General features: G+C 72.4%; 14 protein-coding genes. 12 read left to right on the top strand and 2 right to left on the bottom strand.

Annotation, left to right across the window (positions count from 1 at the left end; genetic code table 11):
• The first annotated feature begins 107 nt into the window (after positions 1-107).
• Positions 108-1,178, top strand: a complete 1,071-nt coding sequence (locus tag HD596_RS31350; protein WP_185072860.1) for an IS701 family transposase — start codon at positions 108-110, stop codon at positions 1,176-1,178.
• A complete protein-coding gene (locus tag HD596_RS31345; protein ID WP_185072859.1) occupies positions 1,157-2,557 on the top strand; it encodes an ATP-binding protein in 1,401 nt (466 codons plus the stop codon). The genes HD596_RS31350 and HD596_RS31345 overlap by 22 nt, the downstream gene beginning before the upstream one ends.
• Before the next feature lie 6 nt (positions 2,558-2,563).
• Here HD596_RS31345 and HD596_RS31340 read toward each other — a convergent pair whose 3' ends face one another.
• The gene (locus HD596_RS31340; protein ID WP_185072858.1) at positions 2,564-4,192 is read right to left on the bottom strand and encodes an NAD(P)/FAD-dependent oxidoreductase; all 1,629 of its coding nucleotides are present in this window, start codon (positions 4,190-4,192) and stop codon (positions 2,564-2,566) included.
• A gap of 152 nt (positions 4,193-4,344) precedes the next feature.
• Here HD596_RS31340 and HD596_RS31335 point away from each other — a divergent pair, with 152 nt between their 5' ends.
• Genes HD596_RS31335 through HD596_RS31295 form a run of 8 tightly spaced genes read left to right on the top strand, consistent with a single transcriptional unit; the run spans position 4,345 to position 13,501 of the window.
• Positions 4,345-5,169 (top strand): type 1 glutamine amidotransferase domain-containing protein, encoded by an 825-nt coding sequence (locus HD596_RS31335; protein ID WP_185072857.1) that lies wholly within the window; start codon positions 4,345-4,347, stop codon positions 5,167-5,169.
• A gap of 2 nt (positions 5,170-5,171) precedes the next feature.
• Positions 5,172-6,761: a thiamine pyrophosphate-binding protein gene (locus HD596_RS31330; protein WP_185072856.1), complete on the top strand. Its 1,590-nt coding sequence runs from the start codon at positions 5,172-5,174 to the stop codon at positions 6,759-6,761.
• 10 nt (positions 6,762-6,771) lie between these two features.
• Positions 6,772-9,168, top strand: coding sequence for an AGE family epimerase/isomerase (locus HD596_RS31320; protein ID WP_221519605.1), 2,397 nt, complete (start codon positions 6,772-6,774; stop codon positions 9,166-9,168).
• Positions 9,169-9,175: 7 nt separating this feature from the next.
• A complete protein-coding gene (locus HD596_RS31315) occupies positions 9,176-9,511 on the top strand; it encodes an STAS domain-containing protein (RefSeq protein ID WP_185072855.1) in 336 nt (111 codons plus the stop codon).
• Positions 9,508-11,523 (top strand): glycogen debranching protein, encoded by a 2,016-nt coding sequence (locus HD596_RS31310; protein WP_221519604.1) that lies wholly within the window; start codon positions 9,508-9,510, stop codon positions 11,521-11,523. The genes HD596_RS31315 and HD596_RS31310 overlap by 4 nt, the downstream gene beginning before the upstream one ends.
• A 16-nt stretch (positions 11,524-11,539) precedes the next feature.
• The gene (locus HD596_RS31305; protein ID WP_185072854.1) at positions 11,540-11,845 is read left to right on the top strand and encodes an anti-sigma factor antagonist; all 306 of its coding nucleotides are present in this window, start codon (positions 11,540-11,542) and stop codon (positions 11,843-11,845) included.
• A complete protein-coding gene (locus HD596_RS31300; protein WP_246557172.1) occupies positions 11,845-12,303 on the top strand; it encodes an ATP-binding protein in 459 nt (152 codons plus the stop codon). The genes HD596_RS31305 and HD596_RS31300 overlap by 1 nt, the downstream gene beginning before the upstream one ends.
• Complete coding sequence (locus tag HD596_RS31295) at positions 12,269-13,501, top strand: PP2C family protein-serine/threonine phosphatase (protein ID WP_185072852.1); 1,233 nt, start codon at positions 12,269-12,271, stop codon at positions 13,499-13,501. Before HD596_RS31300 ends, HD596_RS31295 begins: the two co-directional genes overlap by 35 nt.
• 89 nt (positions 13,502-13,590) lie before the next feature.
• Here the strand turns inward: HD596_RS31295 and HD596_RS31290 are convergent, their stop codons facing one another.
• Positions 13,591-14,919: a P-loop NTPase family protein gene (locus tag HD596_RS31290; protein WP_185072851.1), complete on the bottom strand. Its 1,329-nt coding sequence runs from the start codon at positions 14,917-14,919 to the stop codon at positions 13,591-13,593.
• Between the two features lie 172 nt (positions 14,920-15,091).
• Here HD596_RS31290 and HD596_RS65005 point away from each other — a divergent pair, with 172 nt between their 5' ends.
• Both HD596_RS65005 and HD596_RS31280 read left to right on the top strand, forming a co-directional pair.
• Positions 15,092-15,898, top strand: a complete 807-nt coding sequence (locus tag HD596_RS65005) for a helix-turn-helix transcriptional regulator (protein WP_185072850.1) — start codon at positions 15,092-15,094, stop codon at positions 15,896-15,898.
• 152 nt (positions 15,899-16,050) lie between these two features.
• Positions 16,051-19,038 carry a type I polyketide synthase gene (locus HD596_RS31280; protein WP_185072849.1) on the top strand — a complete coding sequence of 996 codons (2,988 nt, stop codon included), beginning with the start codon at positions 16,051-16,053 and terminating at the stop codon, positions 19,036-19,038.
• The last annotated feature ends 27 nt before the right edge of the window (positions 19,039-19,065 follow it).

The following is a 19,065-nucleotide window of genomic DNA, read 5'->3' as shown; positions in this document are numbered from 1 at the left end:
TCACAAGTAGCAGCGAGAGTGCCAGCACAACCTCGTCCTGTCAGCCGGCCCGGAACATTTCAATAATTCGAGGAAAGGGGGATGTTCGATTTATAGGGGTTGGTCGTATGGCCATCTACTCGGATTTGCATTCGCGGGAGATTTGGCTCTCTCCTTTCTGTGAGGACCTGTTCGCCTCCTTCCTCCGTTCCGATCAGCGCCGGTGGGGCGAGGTCTACGTCAACGGCCTGGTCTCCGTACCGGGCCGCAAGTCGATCCGCCGGATCTCCAACCAGGTCGTCGGGCGGCCCGTCGACCAGTGCCTCCAGCAGTTCATCAACCAGAGCCCCTGGGACTGGGCGCCCGTACGGCAGCGCCTGGCCCAGCTGCTCGTCGAGGCGATCCGCCCGAAGGCGTGGGTGCTGGAGGAGGTCGTCTTCCCGAAGAACGGGTCCAAGTCGGTGGGCGTGGCGCGGCAGTTCGCCAACTCCGCGGGCCGCCTCCTCAACTGCCAGATCGGCCTCGCGGTCGTGATGGTGGGCGAGGACGGCGGCTGCCCGGTCAACTGGCGGCTGCTGCTGCCCCGCTCGTGGGACGAGGACGACGGCCTGCGCAGCCGGGCCCGCGTGCCGGCCCACGAGCACAGCCGGCCGCACTGGCGGCACCTGCTGCAGGCCGTCGACGAGATGGTCGTCGACTGGGGGCTGCCGCCGGCGCCCATCGTGGTGGACGGCAGGTCGATGCCCGGCGTGGAGTTCCTCCTCGCCGGGCTCGCCGAGCGCGGGCTGCCCTACCTCGTCCGCGTCTCCCCCGGCACGCTGCCGGCCGGCGGGGCCGGCCTGCCCGCCCGCCCGGTGCTGGAGCCGTTGCGGCCCCGGCTGCAGGTGGTGCAGGGGCAGGCGGGCCCGCGCCCGCCGGGGCACCGCTGGTACCCGCGCTCGGGGGCGCGGGCGATGTGGCTGACCGACCTGGGCCGCAACCGGGTGTCCGACCTGGCGGGGCTGGTCGGGCTGCGCAACAGGGCGGCGGCCGTGCTCGCGTCGGTGGCCGCCGAGTCAGGCCTGCAGCACTTCGAGGGCCGCTCCTTCCAGGGCTGGCACCACCACGTCACGCTGGTGTCGGTGGCCCACGCGTACCGGCTGCTGGGCGGCCTGGACGGACGGGAGGCGGAGGAACTGTGCCTGCGCCCGCATGGCTGACCGGCCGGCTCGCCGGGATCGAGCTGTTCGCCGGGCTGTCGGACGAGCAGCTCGACTGGCTCGCCTGCGCCGGGACCGTCAGGGAGCTCGGCGACGGGCAGGCGCTGTTCGTCGAGGGCGCGCCCGCCGACGCCTTCTACATCCTGCTGGACGGCGAGATCGTGGTCTCGAAACTGGTCGGCGGGCGGGAGCAGGTGCTCACCCGGCACCTCGGCGACGCGCTGGAGCACCAGTTCGTCGGCGAGCTCCCGCTGCTCACCAGCGACGAGTACCTGGCCACCGCGCTGGCCGTCGGGCCGGCGCGGGTCGTGGCCTACGGCAAGGACGCGTTCTTCGACATGCTGGAGCGCTGCCCGCAGGTCTGCCGGGTGCTGCTGCCGGTGCTGGCCGGGCGCATCAACGCCATGGAGCGCCAGGCCGGGCGCAGCCGCATGCTGGAAGGGCTGGGCATGCTGGCGGCCGGCCTGGCCCACGAGCTGAACAACCCGGCGGCGGCCGCGCTGCGGGCCGCGCGGGAGCTGCGCGAGCTCGCGCCCCGGCTGGCCGCCACCGCGGTCGAGTGGGGGCGCGCGGGCGAGGAGGCCGAGGTGCGGCTCGTCGCGCGGTTCCAGGACCGGGCGGGCTCGGGGGCCGCGCTGGACCCCCTGGCCGAGGCGGAGGCGGCCGACGACGTCGCCGACTGGCTGCGCGAACAGGGCCTCGACCAGGCCGTCGAGCTGGCCGACGACCTCGCCGAGCACGGCGTGGACCGCGCCGAGCTCGACGAGCTGGCCGCCGGGCTGCGGCCGGACGCCCTCGCGGCGGCGCTGGCGTACCTGGTGCCGGTGCTGCGCATCCGGACGCTCGCCGGCGACGCGGCCGAGGCGGCCGAGCGGGTCGTGGAGCTGGTACGGCGCACCTCGGCCTACACGAACCTGGACCGCGCGCCCCAGCGGGACGCCGACCTGCGCGAGGGCCTGGAGGCCACGCTGGCCCTCATGGCGCCCAAGCTGCGCAACGTCCGCGTCCGCCGGGAGTACGGCGGCGTCCCCGACCTGCAGGCCTTCCCCAGCGAGCTCAACCAGGTCTGGACCAACCTCATCGACAACGCCGTGGACGCCATGGGCGGCGAGGGCGAGCTGACGATCAGCACCAGGCGGGAGGGCGACCACGCCGTGGTGGAGTTCCGCGACACCGGCCCCGGCATCCCCGCCGAGGCGCTGCCGATGGTGTTCCAGCCCTTCTTCACCACCAAGGAACTGGGCAAGGGGACCGGTCTCGGGCTGCACGTCAGCATGGACATCGTGGCGCAGCGGCACGGCGGCACGATGGAGGTCGACTCCCGGCCGGGCGACACGCGGTTCGTCGTGCGGCTGCCGCTGGCCGGCGGCCCCGCGTGAGAGGGGTCAGCTCTCCGAGTGGTAGCGGTGGATCATCGACACCGCCATGGCGCCCTCGCCGACGCCCGAGGCCAGCCGCTTGACGGAGTTGGCGCGCACGTCGCCGGCCGCGAACACGCCCGGCACGCTCGTCTCCAGCAGCAGCGGCGGCCGCGGCAGGTCCCAGCTCGCCAGCCCGGCCACCGGGCCGAGGTCGGGGCCGGTCAGCAGGAAGCCGTGGGCGTCCCTGCGCACGAGGTCGTCCAGCCACTCGGTGCGCGGCCGGGCGCCGATGAACACGAAGACGTGCTCGGCCTCCCGCGTGGTCAGCTCGCCGCTGCGGTTGTCGCGCAGCGTGATGTGCTCCAGCCGGTCCGCGCCGCCGGTGGCGACCACGAGGGTGTTCGTCATGACCGTGATGTTGCCGGTCGCGGCGATCTCGTCCACCAGGTACGCGGACATGCCGCTGGCCAGGCTGTCCGCGCGCACCACCATGGTGACGTGGCAGGCGTGCCGGGAGAAGTGCAGCGCCGCCTGGCCGGCCGAGTTGGCGCCGCCCACGATCCACACGTGCCGCCCCACGCATGACTCGGTCTCCGACAGGGCCGCGCCGTAGTAGATGCCGGCCCCCTCGAAGCGGGCCGCGTCCTCGGCGTCGAGACCGCGGTACGACAGGCCCGGCGACAGCAGCACGGTGGCGGCGGTGATCTCCTTGCCGTCGGACAGGTTCAGCACGCAGGCCCGGCCGGCCCGGCTCAGCCGCCTGGCCTCGACCGGGGCCAGCACGTCCACGCCGAACCTGCGGGCCTGCGCCATGGCGCGGTTGGTCAGATCGACGCCGGAGATGCCGGACGGGAAGCCGAGGTAGTTCTCGATCCGGCTGGAGGTGCCGGCCTGGCCGCCCGGGACGTACGCCTCGATGAGCAGCGTCGCCATCCCCTCGGACGAGGCGTAGACCGACGCGGCCAGCCCGGTCGGGCCGCCTCCGACGATCGCCACGTCGTAGTGCGGGTGGCTGAGCTCCGTCGCCAGGCCCAGGGCCGCCACCACCTCGCCGTGCCCGGGCCGGGCCAGCCGGCGCCCGTCGGGCAGCACGACCTCGGGCACCGCCGGGTCGCCCGGCTCGGCCTCCTCGAACCTGAACGGCAGGCGGTAGCGGGTGAGCAGGTCGCGCAGCCGGTGGGTGGCGGGCGCGAACCGGTGACCGACCAGGCGGATGCCCTGGTAGGGGGGCTCGTGGGCGGACTCCCAGTCCGACAGCAGGTCGTCGAGCACGGGGTAGAGCCGCTCCTCCGGCGGCTCCCACGGCTTGACGAGATAGTGGTCCAGCCGCACCTCGTTGATCGCCGAGATGGCGACGCTGGTGTCGGCGTAGGCCGTCAGCAGGACGCGGCGGGCGCCGGGGAAGCGCCGGCCGGCCTCCACCAGGAACTCGATCCCGGTCATCTCGGGCATGCGCTGGTCGGACAGGATCAGCGCGGCCTCCTCGCGGCGCTCGCGCAGCCGGTCGAGGATCCGCATGGCCTCCGCCGGCGACCTCGACGCCACCACCCGGTAGCGCTCCTGGTAGGCGCGGGACAGGTCGCGCCGCACCGCGCGGAGCACGTGATCGTCGTCGTCCACGGCCAGCAGGACCGGCCGGCGCTGCTCGGGCATCACGAGCCTCCAGAATCGGCTACGGCCATTGTTCCGCCATTTTCCGCGCGGCCGCCCCCGGCACCTGACGAAGTGCCGGCGACTTTCACGGACTTGACGGAATAGGCGGGCCGGACTTGTCCCGGAAAACCACTCGTTGTTTGAATCCACGCATGACGCGCACCATTCTTATTGTTCTCTCCGAGTACGGATATTGGGGAGAGGAACTCGTCGGCCCGCTGGCCGCCTTCGACCGGCAGGGCTACCGGAGCGTGTTCGCCACCCCCACCGGCAAGCGGGCGCGGGCACTGCCGCCCAGTCTCGACCCCGGGTACGTGGATCCGCCGCTGGGCCGCTCCGTGACCACGCCGGAGGTGGCCGTGGCCGCCAGGCAGCTCGACGAGTCGGACCGGCTGGACTCCCCGGTCAGCCTCGCCGAGTGGATCCCCGAACGCCCCTACAACAGCGAGGACGGATACCTCCGCAAGGTCGAGGGCTATTACCGGGAGCTCGCCCGGCTGGACCGGGACGTCGCGGAGTACGACGCCCTGGTCCTCGTGGGCGGCAGCGGCCCGATCGTGGACCTGGCCAACAACGGCCGGGTGCACGACCTGATCCTCGCCTTCGTCCGGGCGGACAAGCCGGTGCTCGCCGAGTGCTACGGCGTCGCCTGCCTGGCCTTCGCCCGCGACTGGGAGGACCGGGCGAGCATCCTGCGCGGCAAGCACGTGACGGGCCACTGCAAGGAGTACGACTACAAGGACGGCACGGGCTTCCTGGGGGTCGACTTCAACATGGGGCCGCCGCCGTACCCGCTGGAGTACATCCTGCGCGACGCCACCGCGCCCGGCGGCCGCTACCACGGCAACGTGGGCAAGGAGACGTCGGTGATCGTGGATTACCCGTTCGTGACGGGCCGCTCGACCCCCGACTCGTACCTGTCCGGCGAGAAGCTGGTCGAGGTGCTCGAGTCCGGCCTGCGCCGCTACGGCTGGTGACCATGGCGACCCGTCCCGCCAAAGAGGCGATCTTCGAGCAGTTCGCGGCCGACGGCATCTCGGTGATGTTCGGCAACCCCGGAACCGTGGAGCAGGGATTCCTGGACGTGCTGGAGGAGACGCCGGGCTTCCGGTACGTGCTGGCGCTGCAGGAGTCGGCGGTGCTCGGCATCGCCGACGGCTACGCCCGCGCCACCGGCGGGCCCGCGCTGGTCCAGCTGCACAGCGGCGTCGGCCTCGGCAACGGCGTCGGCCTGCTCTACCAGGCCAAGCGCGGCCACTCGCCGCTGGTGGTGATCGCCGGCGAGGCAGGGGTGCGCTACGAGGCGCTGGACGGCCAGATGGCGGTGGACCTGGTGTCGATGGCCCGGCCGGTGACCAAGTACGCGACCAGGGTGACCCACCCGGGCTCGGTGCTGAGGGTGCTGCGGCGCGCGGTCAAGATCGCGATGACGCCGCCGCGCGGGCCCGTCTTCGTGGCGCTGCCGATGGACGTGCTCGACGAGGACACCGACGAGCCCGCCGTGGCCAGCACGGTCCCCAGCCGGGCGACGGTGCCCGTGCCGGAGGAGCTGGAGCGGGCCGCGGCGGTCCTGCGCGCCGCCCGGCGGCCCGTGGTGCTGGCCGGGGACGGGGTCTCGGTGTCCGGCGCGCAGGAGGAGCTGGCCAGGGCGGCCGAGGCGCTCGGCGCCCCGGTGTGGACGGTGAACTCCTCGGAGGTGACCATCGACACCACCCACCCGCTGCACCGGGGCGACCTCGGGCACATGTTCGGCGAGCACAGCGCCGCCGCGCTGGCCGGGGCCGACACCGTGCTCGTCGTCGGGACGTACCTCTTCCCCGAGGTGTTCCCGCTGCTGACCAGCCCCTTCCCCGAGGGGACGAAGATCGTCCACATCGATCTGGACGACTACGAGATCGCCAAGAACCTGCCGGCCGACGTCGCGCTCGTCGCCGATCCCAAGCCGACGCTCGCGGCGCTGGCCCGCCTGCTCGGCCCCGCCCGCCCCGCGCCCGCCCGCGAGCCGGCCGAGATGTACGGCGAGAGCATGATGGACGTGTTCGCCGGCGAGCTGGCCGCCCGGGCCGGCGACCGGCTGGTGGTCTTCGACGAGGCGCTGACCTCCTCCCCCGCGCTGCTCAGGCGGCTCCCGCCACGCCGGCCCGGCACCTACTTCCAGACCAGGGGCGGCTCGCTCGGCGTCGGCATCCCCGGCGCGATCGGGATCAAGCTGGCCCGCCCCGAGGCCGAGGTGGTGGCCTTCACCGGCGACGGCGGCAGCATGTACACCATCCAGGCCCTGTGGACCGCCGTCAGGTACGGCGTGGCCGCCCGCTTCGTGATCTGCGACAACCGCCGTTACCAGCTGCTCGACGACAACCTCGAGCAGTACTGGCGCGAGCGCGGCATCGCCGCGCACCCCCACCCCCAGGGCTTCGACCTGTCCCACCCCCAGATCGACTTCGTGAAGCTGGCCGCGAGCCTGGGTGTCCCCGGCGTCAAGGTGAGCAAGCCCGCCCAGGTGGAGGCGGCGGTCCAGCGGATGCTGGCGGCGCCGGGGCCGTTCCTCGTCGATCTGATTACCACCTGAGAGGTACACCGTGCGTGAGAAGCGATTGGCCGGGCGCACCGTCGCGATCCTCATGGAGAGCGACTTCGTCGAGCAGGAGCTCCACTACTACCAGCGGCGTTTCACCGAGGAGGGGGCGCGGGTCGAGTTCCTCACGCGGTTGTGGGGACAGGACTCGCTGACCTTCCACGGCCACGAGTTCAAGGAGCCGTTCACGGTGAGCGGCGACCTGGAAAAGGCCGACCTGAGCCGGATCGACGTGCTGATCGTGCCGTCCGGCATGGTGTCGGACCGGCTGCGCTACACCGAGGACGTCCACGAGCTCGCCCCCGCCGTACGGCTGCTGAAGGCGGCCTTCGACGACCACCGGATCGTCAAGGGCGTCATCTGCCACGGCCTCTGGCTGGCGGCGCCCATCGCCGAGGCGGTCAAGGGCCGCCGCGTGACGTGCCACAACAACCTGGTCGGCGACGTGCGCAACATGGGCGCCGTCTACACCGACCAGGACGTCGTGGTGGACCGCGACCTGGTGACCGGCCGGACGGCCGAGCACTGCGCCGCCTTCGCCCGCATGATCATCGACCTGGTGGCCGCCGACCGGAGCTCCGAGACGGTCTACCGGCCCGACTTCACCTTCTCCGACCTGGTGGCCGGCTACGTCACCGGCTTCGAGCACGGCGAGATCAGCCTGCGCACCAACGACGGGCGGCCGGTGCGGGTGCGCCTGACCGGCACCACCTCCGCCGAGTTCGTGCGCAACCTCTCGGAGCCGTACCTGGACGCGTCGGCGCACCTGGAGCAGCTGCTCACGCCGGGCACCTACGTGTTCGTCAAGGGGATCTTCTACCACGAGAACGGCGCCTACACGATCGAGGCCAAGACCCTGATCTTCCTGGGCAGGCAGCCGGGCCAGTACGCCTTCGAGCAGCCCGACTGGTGGGTCAAGCAGATCCGCGAGCTGGGCAGGTTCTACCGCAAGGCGCAGTTCGGGGCCGACGGCCCGATCGACTACTCCGTCTACCGGACCATGCTGCGGCTGGGCGGCGAGAAGGCCGGCCAGGACGTGCAGGAGACCGACACGATCTCCCGGATGGTCTACGGGATGTCCTCGGCCTACATGCTCACGGGCGAGGAGGACTTCCTGGAGGTGGCCGAGCAGGGCGCCGCCTACCTGCGCGAGCACATGCGCTTCGTGGACCGCGACGAGGACGTCGTGTACTGGTACCACGGCATCGACGTGCGCGACGGGGTCGAGCGCAAGCTGTTCACCTCCGAGTTCGGCGACGACTACGACGCGATCCCGATGTACGAGCAGATCTACGCCCTGGCCGGCCCCACCCAGCTCTACCGGCTCACCGGGGACCCGCGCATCGCCGCCGACATCGACGGCACGCTGCGGCTGTTCCGCAAGTTCTTCCACGACCCGGAGCGGGGCGGCTACTACTCGCACATCGACCCGATCCTGCTCAGCCCGCACCACGAGTCGCTGGGCCCGAACCGGTCGCGGAAGAACTGGAACTCCGTCGGCGACCACGCCCCCGCCTACCTCATCAACCTGTTCCTGGCCACCGGCGACGAGCGGCACGCCGACATGCTGGAGGAGACGTTCGACCTCATCGCCAAGCACATGCCCAGGAAGGACAGCCCGTACGTGCAGGAGCGCTTCCACGCCGACTGGACGCCGGACACCACCTGGCACTGGCAGCAGGACAGGGCAGTCGTCGGGCACAACCTCAAGATCGCCTGGAACCTCATGCGGATGATGTCGATCCGGCCCAAGGACGGCTACCGGGCGCTGGCGACCGAGATCGGCGAGAAGATGCCGGGCTTCGGCAGCGACCCGCAGCGCGGCGGCTGGTACGACGTGGTCGAACGCAGGCTCGCCCCCGGCCAGCACGTCCACCGGTTCGTCTGGCACGACAGGAAGGCCTGGTGGCAGCAGGAGCAGGCGATCCTCGCCTACCAGATCCTGGCGGGGCTGGTGGGCGAGGAGGAGTTCGTGCGCAGGGCGCGGGAGTCGGCCGCCTTCTACAGCGCCTTCTTCCTCGACCACGACGAGGGCGGGATCTACTTCAACGTCCTCGCCGACGGCCACCCGTACCTGCTCGGCAACGAGCGGTTCAAGGGCAGCCACTCGATGAGCATGTGCCACGCGGCCGAGCTGTGCTTCCTGGCGACCGTCTACCAGCGGCTGCTGATCGACAAGGAGCCGTTGACGCTGTGGTTCCGGCCGCGGCCCGACGGGTTCACCGACCGCGTCCTGCGGGTCGCGCCCGACGCGCTGCCGCCCGGCCGGGTGCGGCTGGAGTGGGTGGAGGTGGACGGCTCGCCGTACCAGCTCTTCGACGCCGCGGCGATGACGGTGAAGCTGCCCGACTCGGCCGGGCCGGTGACGGTGCGCGCCCACCTGGCGCCCGTGGAGGAGTGACATGGCCATGCGAGTGCGGAAAGAGCCGCGCGGCGGGGTGACCGTCATCAGCCTGGACGGCCGGTTGGACAGCGAGACCGCGCCCCAGGTCCAGCAGGACCTGCAGGCGCTCCTCCCCGAGGAGGGCCTGGTGGTGCTGGACCTGTCCCGGACCCTGTACATGTCGAGCGCGGGCCTGCGGGTGCTGCTGCTGACCTACCGGCAGGCCCGGCACGGCACGGTACGCCTCGCGCTGACGGGCCTGTCCCCCGAGGTGCGCGCGATCATGGAGGCGACCGGCTTCCTCGGGTTCTTCACCGTGGTCGAGTCGGTGGAGCAGGGCGTGGAGGCGTTGACCGTATGACCGCCCTGGAGCCGATCGACGCCTACCCCACGCAGCGGATCGCCGGATACCCCGTGCGCGCTGGGCGGTCGCTGCCGTTCGGCGCCACGCGGGTGCCCGGGGGCGTCAACTTCTCGGTCTACTCCAACCACGCCACCTCGGTGACGCTGGTGCTCTACCGGGAGGGCGAGCCCGAGCCGATGGCCGAGCTGCCCTTCCCGGAGTCGTTCCGGGTGGGCAGCGTCTACGCGATGACCGTGTTCGGCCTCGACGTCGAGCGCCTGGAGTACGGCTACCGCGTGGACGGCCCCCGCCGGCCGTGGCAGGGCCACCGCTTCGACCCGGACGTCGTGCTCAGCGACCCGTACGCCAGGATGCTGACCGGTCACGGCCCCTACCGGCACAGGTCGCGGGTGACGCTCGACGACTTCGACTGGGAGGACGACCGCCCGCCGCGCCTGCCGCACGAGGACCTGGTGATCTACGAGCTGCACGTGCGCGGTTTCACCAGGCACGCCTCCTCCGGGGTCTCGGCGCCCGGCACGTACGCGGGGCTCGTGGAGAAGATCCCGTACCTGCGGGAACTCGGCGTCAACTGCGTCGAGCTGATGCCGGTGTTCGAGTTCGACGAGACCGACAACGTGTTCACCGGCGTCAACTACTGGGGCTACAGCCCCATCGGGTTCTTCGCCCCCAAGGCCTCCTACGCGGCCACCGGCCGGGACCACATGCAGGTCGACGAGTTCAAGCACCTGGTCAAGGAGCTGCATCGGGCGGGCATCGAGGTGCTGCTCGACGTGGTGTTCAACCACACCGCGGAGGGCGACGAGCGCGGGCCGACGATCAGCTTCAAGGGGCTGGACAACGCCACCTACTACATGCTCACCCCGGACGGGCACTACTACAACTTCAGCGGCACGGGCAACACGCTCAACTGCAACCATCCGGTGGTGCGCGGGTTCGTGCTGGACTGCCTGCGCTACTGGGCGGCCGAGTGCCACGTCGACGGCTTCAGGTTCGACCTGGCGGCGATCCTGGGGCGCGGGGCCGAGGGCGAGCTGCTGCACAACCCGCCGCTGCTGGAGTCGCTGGCGTACGACCCGATCCTGCGCGACCGCAAGCTGATCGCGGAGGCGTGGGACGCCGCCGGGCTCTACCAGGTGGGCAGCTTCCCCCATTACAGCCGCTGGTCGGAGTGGAACGGCCGCTACCGCGACACGGTGCGCAGGTACGTCAAGGGCGATCTCGGCGTCACCGGGGAGCTGGCCACCCGCATGGTCGGCTCGCCCGACATGTACAGCCGGCGGGGCGCCGCGGCCACGGTCAACTTCATCACCTCGCACGACGGGTTCACGCTGCGGGACCTGGTCTCGTACGACCACAAGCACAACGAGGCCAACGGCGAGGGCAACAGGGACGGCGACGACGCCAACAACTCCTGGAACTGCGGGCACGAGGGCGGCACGGACGACCCGGCGGTGCTGGCGCTGCGCGCCCGGCAGCAGCGCAACGCGCTGCTGCTCCTGCTGGCCAGCCGGGGCGTGCCGATGCTGCTGGCCGGCGACGAAATCGGCCGCACGCAGCTCGGCAACAACAACGCCTACTGCCACGACGGGCCGCTCACGTGGTTCGACTGGGGGCTGCGGGAGGAGAACGCCGACCTGTTCCGCTTCACGCGGCGCGCCATCGCCTTCCGGCGGGCGCACCCCGTGCTGAGGGGCGGCTCTCCCGGATCGGTCCACTGGCACGGCGTGAGCGCCTGGTCACCGGACTGGTCGGCGCACTCGCGGGTGCTGGCCGCGCTGTTCGACGGGGGCGGGAGCGACTGCGTCTACGTCGCCGCCAACTCCCACTGGGAGTCGCACACGCTCGAACTGCCGCCCGCGCCGCGCGGGCGGGCCTGGCACCTGTTCGCCGACACCGCCGCCGCCCCGCCGATGGACGCCTTCGAGCCGGGCGCAGAGCCGCCGCTGGCCAACCAGTCACAGCTGTCCATCGGCCCCAGAAGCGTCGCGATCCTGGTCACGCATTAGCGAAGGGAACCATGTCATGTCCTTCAGGATGAAGATGAACGTGGAGGGCGACACCGCCACGATCCGGCTGGCGGGCGAGCTCGACGGCAGCTCCGCCCCCGAGCTCAACGATCTGGTGTCGCAGGCCGTGGGGCGGCAGGTGGGCAAGCTGGTGCTGCTCCTCGACGAGCTGACGTACATGTCGTCGGCGGGGGTGCGCTGCCTGGTGTTCGCGCACCAGAAGCTGCCGCGCGGCTCGGAGATCACCTTGGTGGGGACCAAGCCGGAGGTGGCCGAGACGATCCGGCTCACCGGCTTCGACCGCAGCATCGTGATGCAGTGATGCTCGCCTGCCGGCTCAAGATCGATGTCCAGCACGTGTCCCTGCCGGGTGTGGTGGCCGATTTCATCGAGGCGCTGGCGGACGGGGCGGGGCTGACCTCCCGCCAGGCGTACTGGCTGCGCCTGGCGACGGACGAGATCACCACGAACATCGCCCAGCACGGCTACCGGGGCGGGGCGGGCGTGGTGGAGCTGTCCGGGGAGATCGAGCACGACCGGCTGCGGGTCAGCATCGAGGACGAGGCGCCGCCGTTCGACCCCGCCGGGTACGATCCCGCGCCGCGGCTGGCGGTGCCGCCCGCCCAGCGCGAGGAAGGCGGTTACGGGCTGCTCCTCGCCATGGGCAAGGTGGACGAGTTCCACTACGAGTACGTCGGCGGGCGCAACCGCAACACCCTGATCATGCGACTGCTTGGAGGCGCGAATGCCGACGGCTCTGGTGGTTGCCGAGCCGGCTAACCCCATGTCCACGGCGGTGCTCGAGCTCGACGGGGCGCTGCGCGAGGAGGGCTTCGAGGTTCAGCTGGCCGTACCGGACGACCTGGTCCTGCGGCACCCGCACCCCGACCTGCTGCTGATCTCGGCGGCGCTGGGGCTGCAGCGGATGGCGCTGGTCAGCCAGCGGTTCCTGGTCGACGGGCGGATGCCCACGATCGTGGCCTTTCCCGACGACGACATCGCCGCGCTGGAGGAGTGCGTACGCGGCGGGTTCGACTACGTGACCCGCCCGTTCCTGCCCGGCCTGCTGCGCAGCCGGGCGAACTCCTGCTGGGAACGCTGGCAGCTCAGCACCACGGTGGAGGAGATGGCGGCGCTGGCCAGCCTGCGGGAGTACGAGCGCGAGCTGCGCATCGCCCGCGACATCCAGGCCGGGTTCCTGCCGGAGTCGCTGCCGAGGCTGGACGGCTGGGAGATCGCGGCCAGCTTCCGGCCGGCCCGGCAGGTGGCCGGCGACTTCTACGACGTGTTCACCCTCGTCAACGGGCGCCGGCTGGCGCTGGTGGTGGCCGACGTGTGCGACAAGGGCGTGGGGGCGGCGCTGTTCATGGCGCTGATCAGGACGCTGCTCCGGCACACGGCCGAGCACACCGGGTTCGTCCAGGACGTCGGCGACGACGCCGCCGCCGTGGCGCTGGACGGCTCGCCGGGAGAGTCCTCGCTGCCCCTGCTGTCGCTGGGGGCGGGGCCGCTGATCCAGGCGGTCGTCGGGACCAACCGGTACATGGCCCGCAACCACATCAAGCAGGCGTATTTCGCGACGATGTTCTTCGGGGTGCTGGACCCGTACTCCGGGGACCTGGTCTACATCAACGGCGGGCACAACCCGCCCGTCGTGGTGCGCGCCGACGGCCGGCAGACGATGCTGCCGCCGACGGGTCCCGCGGTCGGGATCCTGGCCGACAGCTCCTACACCCTGGGCCACGTGCAGCTGGGGCCCGGCGACTCGCTGTTCGCCTACACCGACGGGGTGGTCGAGGCCAGGAACGCCGCCCACGGCCTGTTCGGCACCCCCCGGCTCCAGGAGGTGCTGGCCGGGGCCGGGGCGCACGCCTCGGGGCTGCTCGCGGCGGTCGACGCCTCGGTGCGTACGTTCGTGGGGGCCGCCGAGCAGTCCGACGACATCACCACCCTGGCGCTGAGCCGGAACCCGGCCTGAGGAGCCCGGCCCGGGCCACGGCCGCCGCCCGTGGCCCGGGCCTTTTCAGGGCGGCGACCATCGACCTGGCGACGGCGGTCCGGGCCCTTTCAGGCGGCGACCATCGACATGGCGACGGCGACGTCCCAGCCGGAGGCGGGCTCCCCGCCGTGGAAGCCCTCCGCCAGCAGCGTCGCCTCGCCCGCCCGCCCGGCCAGCAGCAGCGCGTCGATCAGGTACGCCGTCAGATGCGCCGCCAGCCAGGGCGGCCCCGCCTGCGTTCCCCCGGCGGTGAGCGCGAGCGCGCGCCGCAGGTGGAAGACCGCCTCCTCGGGCCGGGTCCGCAGGCGGGTCATGGCCTGCGCCGCGTGCACGAACAGGGCGGTCTCCCGGTCGGTACGCGTGATCGCGCCGACGTCGTCGGCGGGGCGGCCGCTCAACGCCATGATCCAGGCCCGGTAGGCGAGCAGCAGCGGCCGCTGCGCCGGCCCGGCGGCCACCGCCGCGCGCAGCAGGAACTCGGCGGCCGCCTCGGGCCGGCCCCGCCCGCAGGCGAGGTTGACCGCGCGGGCGAGCGCCAGGTGCGGCGTCCTCTCCACCGTTCCCTCGGGCAGCGAGTCCAGGAACGACATGCTGTCGCGCCCCCTGCCGCGCAGCAGCAGCAGGTGCGCCAGCGGCACCGAGACGGTGTGCCCCTCACCGCACCACGCCGCCGCCTTGCACAGCTCGAAGGCCCGGTCGAAGGCCAGTGCCGCCCAGGCGTCCCAGGTGGCCTTCACCAGGTGCGGGGTGGCCGCGGACGGGTCCATCGGCGGCAGCCATTCGGTGGCGCACTGGAACTCCCACCCGGCGGCGCCCCGGGTCAGGCGTTCGGTGAGCCGGCGCCCGACCAGGAAGTCGTGCAGCAGGCGGAGGTTGCCGCCGGTCGCCGCGTGCAGGGCGCCGGCGGTGGCCTGCCGTACGTGGCCGCCGGCCAGCTCGGCCAGCAGGGCGGCCACCTCCTCGACCGTGAGCGGCGGCACGTCGACCGTGTACGCGCCCGGCTCGAACCGCAGGCAGTCCACCGGATCGGGGCGCCGCGCCGCGGGCCCGGACACCGTCGTGACCAGCACCCTGGCCCCCGGGCTCCCGCCCGCGGCCGTGCGCAGCGCCATCAGGCTCTCGTCCCCGCTCACCTGCGCGTCGTCCATGACGAGCAGCAGCGGGCGGTCCCCGGCGGCCGCCCCGACGCGGGCGGCGACCTCATCGGGACCGTCCGCGGCCCGCAGCCGGACGATCTCGTAACGCGCCGCCTCGGACGATTCGAGCACGCGCTCCACCAGCCGGCTGCGGCCCGAGCCCGGCTCTCCGGCGAGGACAATAGGGCCTGCACCCGCGGCCCCGAGGGCTGACCGAATCGCGGCGATCTGCTGGCTTCGGTCGATGAAATGCCACTTCATCTGATTAATCCCCTCAATTGAACGGACAAATTCATGCTTTGGGAACAATGCCGTAACGTCAATGCCGAAATGACGCAATACGGCTAGAGGTGACAAATATTCCGTGAGGCTTCTAGACTCGGCCTTGCGATCCTGATCTGCTGACGCGGTGGAGGCACTCACGGGGGGTTCTGTGTCAGGCGACGGCTGGAGCCGGCAGGAGCTCGCACGATTCCTGCGGAGCAGGCGCGCACGGGTCACGCCGGCGCAGGTGGGCTTCCCCGAAGGGGGGCGCAGGACGAAGGGGTTGCGGCGCGAGGAGGTGGCGGTGCTCGCCGGCCTCAGCCCGACCTGGTACACGTACCTCGAGCAGGGGCGTGACATCAGGCCCTCCATCCAGGTGCTCGACAGCCTGGCACGGGTGCTCGACCTCAGCGAGGACGAGCGCCGCTACATGCACACGCTGGTGCACGGCCAGGTCACCAACCCGCAGCCGCTCGAGGGGCAGACGTGGTCGGGCGATGTGATGGGCCCGCTGGTGAGCCTCATGAGCGCCAGCGACTATCCGGTCTACGCCACCGACATCCACTGCGACCTGACCGCCTGGAACGACGCCGCCGCCGAGTGGTACGACGACTGGGGCAGCTACACCCCCGAGCACCGCAACATGCTGCGCTGGCTGCTGGTCTCGCCCACGGCGAAGGAGCGGCTGCCCGACTGGGAGCGCGTCACCTGTGACGTCATCGCCCGGTGGCGCTCGGAGCTGGCCAGGTGGCCGCACGACGAGCGGCTGACCGCGAGGATCGCCGAGTTCTCCCAGCTGAGCCCGCTGTTCGCCGGCCTGTGGCGCAGCCACGAGGTGCAGGAGCACCGCAGCCTCACCCGCCGGTTCCGGCATCCGCGGCTGGGCCTGCAGACCCTGCGCATGGCGCTCATGATCACCCCGGACGAGCCGCTGGTCGGGCTCGTGATCCATTTTCCGATGCACGCGAGCGAATAACGCGGATTTCACCGCCCCGGTATTTCGTCATCTGTTAATTGACACCTACGTGAGCGAGCCGGACCTTAGGTGATGTCGTTCGCCCAACCAACAAGGGCGCCCGGGCATCGTCGAATTCATGATGACCCGGGCGCGGACGGGAACGGGGCCCCATGCACATCAACAGCGGGCGAGATCCCATCGCCATCGTCGGCGCCGCCTGCCGGTTACCCGGTGCGCAGAGCCCGGCCGACCTCTGGCAGATCGTCAGCGGGGGCCGGGACGTGGTCGGCGTGATCCCCCAGGAGAGATTCGACATCGAAACCGCCTCCGGCCGCCGCCGGCCCGATGTCCTGCGGGGCGCGGGCGGCTACCTGGACGACATCGCCGGGTTCGACGCGCGCTTCTTCGGCGTCACGCCGTTCGAGGCCCTGCGGATGGACCCGCAGCAGCGGCTGCTGCTGGAGGTCACCTGGGAGGCGCTCGACGACGCGGGCGTCCCGGCCGAGAGCCTGGCCGGGAGCGACACCGGCGTCTACACCAGCCTGCTGCCCTCGGGATACTGGGACCTGCTGCGCCGCTCGGGGATGTACGACATGCACGCCGCGCTCGGGGCGGCCGTCAGCGGCATCTTCCCCGGCCGCGTCTCCACCCAGCTCGACCTGCGCGGTCCCAGCATGGGCGTGGAGGCGGCCTGCGCGACGTCGCTGCTGGCGGTGCACGTGGCCTGCCGGGCGCTGTGGGCGGGCGAGATCGACCTGGCCATCGTCGGCGGCGCGAACCTGCAGATCGTGCCGGACCTGTATTTCGCGCTCGCGGACGCCGGGGTGCTGTCCAGCTCGGGCCGGTGCAAGTTCGGCGACGTGTCGGGGGACGGGTACGTGCGCAGCGAGGGCGTGGTGGCCCTGATACTCAAGCCGCTCTCGCGGGCCCTCGCGGACGGCGAGCACCCGTACGCGACGATCCTGGGCAGCGCCGCCACGCACGACGGCCGCACCGGCGGCTCGCTCGTCGCCCCCGGGCTGGAGGGGCACGAGACGATGCTGCGCAAGGCCTATCTCGACGCCGGCGTCTCCCCCGGCGAGGTCGACTACGTCGAGGCGCACGGGCCCGGCACCCCGGCCGGCGATCCGACCGAGCTGGCCGCGCTGGACCTGGTCCTGCGGGAGGGCCGGGACCCGGGGCGGCGCTGCCTGATCGGGTCGCTCAAGTCCAACATCGGCCACACCGAGTTCACCTCGGGGATGGCGGGGCTGCTCAAGACGGCCCTGGCGCTGCGGCACCGGACCATCCCTGCGACGCTGCACGTGGTGGAGCCGCACGCCGTCCTGCGGGACCCGGCCGCGGCCGTCGAGCTCGCGCTGCTCACCCAGGACTGGCCGGAGCGGGGGACGCCGGCCCTGGCGGGCGTCAACTCCTTCGGCATGTCGGGGACCAACGTCCACCTCGTGCTCTCCGAGGCCCCGCAGGCGGCGCGGCCCCGGCGCGGCCAGACCCGGCCCAGCTACGTCCTGCCCCTGTCGGCGCGGGACCCGAGGGCGCTGGACGAGCTCGCGGGCGCGTACGCCGACCTGCTCGACGGGGTGGGCGAAGGCGCGGGCCCGGGCCTGCACGACGTGTGCTTCAGCGCGGGCGCCCGGCGCTCGCACCACGAGTACCGGCTGGCCGCGGTCGGCGACGACGCGCGCTCGCTGGCGGCGTCCCTGCGGGAGTTCCGCGCGACCGGGCGGGGTGACGGGCGGTCGGTGCACGCGGGCGAGCGCCGCGCGGCCAGGCGGCCGAAGGTGGTCTTCGTCTTCCCCGGCCAGGGCGGCCAGTGGGCCGGCATGGGCAGGCGGTTGCTGGCCGCCGAGCCGGCCTTCGCCCTGCGCCTGCACGAGTGCGCGCGGGCGGTGGACGCCGAGCTCGGCTGGTCCCCCGTGGACGCGCTGCTGCGCGGCGAGCGGTTGTCGCGCGTGGACGAAGTGCAGCCGACCCTCTGGGCGATGCAGGTGGCGCTGGCCGCCGTGTGGCGCGAGTGGGGCGTCGAGCCCGATCTGCTCATCGGCCACAGCATGGGCGAGATCGCCGCGGCGGTCACCGCGGGCGCGCTGAGCGTGGCCGACGGCGCGGCCGTGGTCGCCAGGAGGAGCCGGCTGCTGCGCGAGCTGCGCACGCCCGGCGCCATGTGGGCCGTGGCGCTCGGCGAGGAGGCGGCCCGGCGGGCGATCGCGCAGGCCGTCGGCGAACGCTCCGGCCAGGTGAGCGTGGGGGTGGTCAACAGCCGCCACTCCACGGTCCTGTCCGGCGACCCGGAGTGGCTGGAGCGGGTCGTCGAGCCGCTGCGCCGCGACGGCGTCTTCTGCCGTCAGGTGGACGTGGACTACGCCTCCCACGCGCCGCAGGTGGAGCCGGTGCGCGAGGCGCTGCTGGAGGCGCTGTCGGGCGTCAGGCCCGGTCCCTGCGCCGTGCCCATCCACTCCAGCGCCCGGGACCGGGTCGTCGACGGCCCGGAGCTGGACGCCGGTTACTGGTTCGAGAACCTGCGGCTGCCCGTGCGCTTCGCCGCCGCCTGCCAGGCCGCGCTCGCCGACGCCCGGCCCACCGTGTTCATCGAGATGAGCCCGCATCCGGTGCTGCAGACGGCGCTGGAGGAGGAGGTCGAGGCGGCGGGCGCGAACGCGAGCGTGGTGCCCTGCCTGCGCAAGGACGTGCCGGACGCGGCCGCCCTCGGCGCCGCGCTCGGCCGGGCGTACGTGCTGGGCTGCCATCCCCGCTGGGACCGCGTCCACCCCGGGGGCGAGTACGTCCGGCTGCCCGGCTACCCCTGGCAGCGGCGGCGGTTCTGGCCCGGCTCGGCCACGTCCCCCGTTCCGCCCGAGCCCGCCCGCGAGCCGGCCCACGAGTCGGCCCGGCCCGCACGCCCGGATCTGGCCGCCCTCTCGGAGACGGAGCTGACCGCCGTGGTGACCGACCTGGCGTCCCAGGTCCTCGCGGTGCCCGGGGACGAGATCGGGATGGACGTGCCGCTCACCCTGCTGGGGCTGGACTCCGTGCTGGCGACCAGGTTCCGCGAGCGGGTGCGGCGGGAGCTGGGCGTGGAGGTGCCGGTCCGCAGCCTGCTCGGCCCGGGCACGCTGCTCGACCTCACCACCGAATTACGCTCGGCGGCCACCGTGTGAGGCGAGGCCGCCGCTGCCGAGACGGGG

It is taken from the genome of Nonomuraea jabiensis (genome assembly GCF_014204795.1).
GTDB classification, from domain to species: domain Bacteria; phylum Actinomycetota; class Actinomycetes; order Streptosporangiales; family Streptosporangiaceae; genus Nonomuraea; species Nonomuraea jabiensis.
Note: the sequence above shows the minus strand (reverse complement) of the source record. Positions and strands in the feature narration are given on the sequence as shown.